We start from the raw sequence: 5471 nt of genomic DNA, 5'->3' as shown, positions 1-5471 counted from the left end.
GCCCAGGCCGACACCGCGGTTCGCGAGGACAAGGACGGCGTCCTCAGCGAGATCGTCGTCGTGGCCCAGCGCGACGAGGCCGAGACCAGCGTCCTGGTGCGCGGCGAGACGGGCTCGACCCGCACCGGCGAGTCCCTGCGCGACCAGGCGCGTAACGCCCAGGTCATCTCGTCCAAACTGCTCGCCGAGCAGCAGGCCCAGAGCCTGCCCGACGCGCTGCGCAACGCCGGCGGCGTGACGGTCAACACCGCCACGTTCCAAAGCGGCGTCACCTATACGGTGCGAGGCTTCTCGTCGGGCGGCGCGGTCAATGGGATGCCGACCTCGTCAAGCAGCAACTTCGCCGCCGGCAGCACCCAGCCCATCGCCAATATCGAGCGGTTGGAGGTGCTGAAGGGGCCCGACGCGATCCTGCTGGGCGGCGATAGCCTGGGCGGCACGGTCAATATCGTGACCAAGAAGCCCAGCGCCGAAAAGCGCCTGTACGTGTCGGGCGAGGCCGGTTCGTTCGGCGCGGCGCGCGTCACGCTCGACGCCAACGGGGCCGTGTCGGACGACAAGCGGTTCACCGCTCGCCTCATCGCCACCGCGGCCGGCGCCGACCACAACGCCGGCGGTTATCGCGGAAACCAGGACGATCTGCTCGCGCCGTCGCTGCGCTTCAAGAACGCCCAGACCGACGTCATCGCCAGCGTCACCCTGGGGCGGCAGGTGTTCGGCATGACGCCCTACACCATCTTCAACGCCGCGACGAACCAGCCCTATCCGACCGATCGCGACCATCCGCTGGTCGGCGACAAGGATCAGTTCTCGCGGATCTCGGCCGTGACCTACGACCTGCAGGCCAAGCAGCAGGTCGCGCCCTGGCTGCTGCTGTCGGGACACTATCAGCATCAGGACACGTCGCTGCTGCTGCGCCAATACTCGCCGTTTGTATTGCTGGCGCCGAATGGGCTGCTGCTCCTGTCGCGCAGTGGCGTCAAGCAGCACAGCGTGAACAACGCGGTGGACGGCTATGCGCGGTTCACCGCGGTCACCGGTCCCGTGGAGCACAAGGTGGTTCTGGGGGGGATGGCCAGCGACTACAATGTCGTCGCCGATGACGCGGTCTATTCCGACGGCCCCGGCATGTTCCCCTACAATTACATCACCAAGCAGGGGACGCTGTATCCGCTCGCCGGCCAATATCAGTTCGCGAACCGCGTCGTCGGCAAGCAGAACGCGTTCTACGGGCAATATCTGGCCAAGGTCTGGAAATTGGCCTTCATGGCCAGCGCCCGGAAGACCACCACGGACGCGACGGTCGATATCGCGGGTCGGCCGACCACGCACAACAAGTCGAACGGCGCGGTGACGCCCAGCTATGGGATCGTCGCCAACGTCACGGACAATCTGTCGGTCTACGGATCGCTGGCCTACGGGTTCATCCCCAGCTTTCAGCTGGACCGCTTTCAGAACCGGCTGCCGGACAACCGCACGCGCAACCAGGAGGTCGGCCTGAAGCTCGACCTGTTCGGCAAGCGCGTTCTGGTCAACGCCTCCTGGTTCAGCCTGCGTCAGAGCAATCTGCGGGTCAACGATCCGGTCGCGCCGCGCTATCAGATCGCGGTGCCCGGCCAGCTGGGCGAGGGCGTCGACCTCGGCGTCTCGGGCGAGCCGATCAAGGGCTGGCTGATCAGCGGCGGCTTCACCCGCACCGACTACAGCCTGCTCAGCCCCAGCGCCAAGAACGGCACCACCGTCGCCATGGCGCCGCGCGATCAGTACAACCTCTATAGCTCGTACCGCCATCGTCTCGCCGACGGCGTGGTCGCCGGGTTCGGCGGCGGGGTCTACGGCCGGTCCAGCATCGCGGTCGACCGGTTCGGGGCCAACCACATCCCCTCGACCAATCAGGTGGATCTCAACGCCTTCCTGACGGTGCGCGACATCGATGTGAATTTCGGCGTCCACAACATTTTCAACCGCGTGAACTACGGCGTCACCCCCGCCACCAGTTACGTGCCCCTCGGCGAGCCGCGCACCTGGCGGCTGACCGTCGGCTACCGCTTCCGTTGATAAGGGCTTCCCGCTGATGCTGTCGCAGTCCGTTGAATCCGGTGAGCCCCCTCGCGAGGGGAAGCATGAGTCATCGCGGCCCCGGGGGAGGGGCGGGCGGCTGATCTTCAGGCTGCTGTGGGATTACTGGAGCTCCAAGGACTGGAAGTTCGCGTGGCTCGCGCTGTTGGCGCTCACCGTCTTCCAGTTCGCCGGGGCCTATCTGTTCGTCATGATGAACCGCTGGCAGCAGCGCTTCTTCGATGGCGTCGAGAACCGCGACATCACGGGGTTCAACACGCTGTTGCTGACCTTCGCCGGCATCCTCTCGATGCAGATGATCTTCGTCATCGTCGAGCCCTGGATTCGGCGCAGCGTCTGTCTGCGCTGGCGGATACACCTCACCGAGCGCTACGTGGATCGATGGATGGCGCGCCACCGCTACGCCGAGATCGAGCGGTTGCGGATGATCGACAACCCCGACCAGCGGATCGCGGACGATATCAGGCTGATCACCGATCCGGAGCTGGGCTCGCTCTCGATCATGATGACCATGTTGAGCGCGGTCGTCTCGGCGTTCTCGTCGATCATGATCTTGCTGGAGACCGCCGGCCCGATCCAGTTCACCCTGCTGGGCCACGCGATATCGATCCCGGGCAGCACGGTCTGGTACGCGGTCGCCTATGTGCTGGTCAGCAGCGTGATCATGGTGCTGCTGGGCAAGCCCTACATCCGGGCGATGATGCGGTGGCAGCATCGCGAGGCCGACTTCCGCGCCGGCCTGGTTCATGTGCGCCGCAACGCGGCCCAGATCGGCCTGGCCAACGCGGTGCCCGCCGAACGCAACGCTCTGCGTAAGGCGATCCACGAAGTCCGAGGCGGCGTCCGCGCGGTGATCCTGTCGCTGATCGGCCTGAACGGCGCCAACGGTCTTTACGAACGCCTGGGCTCGCTCATTCCGCTGTTCATCCTGGTGCCTCGCTACTTCGCGGGCGCGATCACCTTCGGTCAGGTCATGGGCGGCCGCGACGCCTTTTCGCAGCTGGTGCCGCACCTGGGCTTCTTCGTGCATCTGTATCCTCGGATGGCCACGCAGCTGTCCTATCTGAACCGCCTGCAGGCGCTGGACGACGCGATCGACAATCCCCGTGTGTCCGGCATCGTCGCCGTCGCCGGCGCGTCGCCGGGGGTGGCGCTTTCGACCTCGGGCCTGCTGCTGCGCCGACCGCACGGCGAGCCGCTGGCGGAAATCGGCGACTGGCGGGTGCGCGACGGCGAGCGCTGGGTGATCCGGGGGCCGTCGGGCGCGGGCAAGAGCACCCTGCTGCGCGCCCTGGGCGGCATGTGGCCCGATGGCGAGGGTCAGGTCGCGCTCGCTGACCGCGCCACCGCCATGTTCGTTCCGCAGCGCCTGTACCTGCCGATCGGCTCGCTGAAGGCGGGGATCTGCTTCCCCGATCCGCCGGAGGCCCATGACGACGCGGTGATCGCCAAGCTGCTGGACGAGGTCAATCTCGGTCACCTGGCCGAAGACATGCATGTGTCGCGGGTCTGGCAGGACGAGCTTTCGCCGGGCGAGCAGCAGCGGATCGCGCTGACGCGCATCCTGCTGCAGCGGCCGACCCTGCTGATCCTGGACGAGGCGACCAGCGCGCTGGATCCGGCCAACACCAGCCGCTTCCACGACCTGATCGACGAGCGGTTGCCGGACGTGACCCTGATCAGCGTGGTCCATGACGAACGGCTGCACCGCTACCACACCCACGCGCTGGTGATCGCCGAGGGGCGCGCCGTCGTCATGCCAATCGCGGAGGCCGCCCAGTGAGGCTGCTCGCCGCGCATCCGGCGGAGATGGAGGAGGTGGCCGCCTGCGCCGTCGCGATAGCGCGCGCCTTGGGCGCCGATCACGCCGTCGCCTCGGCCCGGGCCAGCGCCGGCGTGCGGGTGACCGCGCGGGAGGGCGCGACCGACACGGCGGTGCGCGATGCGCGGCAGGGCCTGACCCTGACCGTCTATCGCGGCGCCCGCGCCGGAACGGCCAGCACCGCGGCCCTGGACGCCGCCGCCGTGCGCCGCGCGGCCGAGGAAGCGTTCGCCTTGGCGGCGCGGGTGTCGGAAGATCCCGAGGGCTTGCCGCCGGACCTCGACCAGATGGCCGCCGACACGCCTTCGCCGCCCCTGGACGCGCCCGCCGACCTCGATATAAGCGCCCTGCGGGCCATGGCCTTGCGCGGCGACGCCCTGATCCGCGCCGCCCGTCCGGGGCCCGGAATTGGCGTCGAGACCGTCGCGGCCGGCGCGTCGTCGAGCGAGGTGGCGACCGCCCTGGCGACCTCGACGGGGTTCCGCCGCGGCCAGCTGGCCACGGTCCACAACATCTGGGCGGTCGCCCTGGCCCGTGACGCCAGCGGCGCCGCCAATGATAGCGCCGAGAGCATCGACCGTCGCTTCGACGCGCTGGACTCCATCGAGACCCTGGCGGCCCGCGCGGCCGAAGGCGCCGCCGGCCGGCTCGGCGCCCGCGCCGTGGTCACCCACACCGGCCCGGTGATCTTCGAGGCCCGCGTGGCCACGGCCCTGGTCGGCGCCCTGGTCGCGGCGCTGTCGGGCGCGTCGCAAAATCGCGGCGCCACCTTCCTGCCCGGGGTTCTGGGCCAGGCGGCGGCGGCCGATCACCTAGACCTGACCGAGGACCCGTCCGAACCCTACGGCCTGGCCAGCGGCGCCTTCGACAGCGAAGGCGTGGCGGGGCGGCGCCGGGCGATCCTCAACGCGGGCGTCGTCGAAGGATACTTCCTGCGAACGCGTTCGGCGCGGCAGCTGGGCATGGTCTCGACGGGCAACGCCGACGGACCCTGGAACCTGCGCCTGTCCAGCCGCGCCCCCGGCGGCTCGCTGGACGCCCTGCGACGTCTGATGGGGCGGGGGCTGGTCGTCACCCGGCTGATGGGCGGCGCGGCCGATCCGATCACCGGCAACTGGACCTACGCGGTGGCGGGAAGCTGGATCGAGAACGGCGAGACCGTTCACGCCGTCACCGACGTGACGGTGGGCGGCAATCTCAAGGACATGCTGCGAGCGATCGTCGCGGTCGGAGACGACACGCACCGCGCCGGCGCGATCAGAACCGGATCGATCCTGATCGACGGATTACGGATCGGAGGCCTGGGATGACGGCCGACGCCATGACCACCTTCGAGGCGGTTCGGGAACGGATCCTGACGCCGGCGGGGCTGGACCTTCCGGACCTGTCGCGCGCGCTGGGCGCCTCGGCGACGGCGGGATCGCGTTTGGCCGACCTGTTCTTCGAGTCCAAGCGCTCGCGGACCTTCCGCCTGGAGGACGGCCGCGTCGTCGGCGGATCGTTCCAGATCGACCAGGGCGTGGGCGCGCGACTGGCGCGGGGGGCTCAGGTCGCGTTCGCCCACTCGGCC

Annotated in this window: 4 protein-coding genes; all 4 read left to right on the top strand. The window is 69.0% G+C overall.

Annotation, left to right across the window (positions count from 1 at the left end; translation table 11 throughout):
* Positions 1-2058: TonB-dependent receptor (locus FCU40_RS22460; protein ID WP_168078016.1), on the top strand; the 2058-nt coding region annotated here is incomplete at its 5' end.
* Positions 2059-2074: 16 nt separating this feature from the next.
* Positions 2075-3862 carry an ABC transporter ATP-binding protein/permease gene (locus tag FCU40_RS22455; RefSeq protein WP_168078014.1) on the top strand — a complete coding sequence of 596 codons (1788 nt, stop codon included), beginning with the start codon at positions 2075-2077 and terminating at the stop codon, positions 3860-3862.
* Positions 3859-5211 carry a metallopeptidase TldD-related protein gene (locus FCU40_RS22450; RefSeq protein ID WP_168078012.1) on the top strand — a complete coding sequence of 451 codons (1353 nt, stop codon included), beginning with the start codon at positions 3859-3861 and terminating at the stop codon, positions 5209-5211. The genes FCU40_RS22455 and FCU40_RS22450 overlap by 4 nt, the downstream gene beginning before the upstream one ends.
* A partial coding sequence (locus FCU40_RS22445; RefSeq protein ID WP_275052065.1) for a DNA gyrase modulator occupies positions 5208-5471 on the top strand: 264 nt, incomplete at its 3' end. The genes FCU40_RS22450 and FCU40_RS22445, both read left to right, overlap by 4 nt.

It is taken from the genome of Caulobacter sp. SSI4214 (assembly GCF_012184455.1).
GTDB lineage: Bacteria > Pseudomonadota > Alphaproteobacteria > Caulobacterales > Caulobacteraceae > Caulobacter > Caulobacter vibrioides_E.
The sequence above is the reverse complement of the archived record's forward strand: the minus strand, read 5'-3'. Positions and strand labels throughout refer to the sequence as shown.

Coding starts and splice junctions, on each gene's coding strand:
- FCU40_RS22455 (WP_168078014.1), top strand. CDS start 2,075: ATGCTGTCGCAGTCCGTTGAATCCGGTGAGCCCCCTCGCGAGGGGAAG.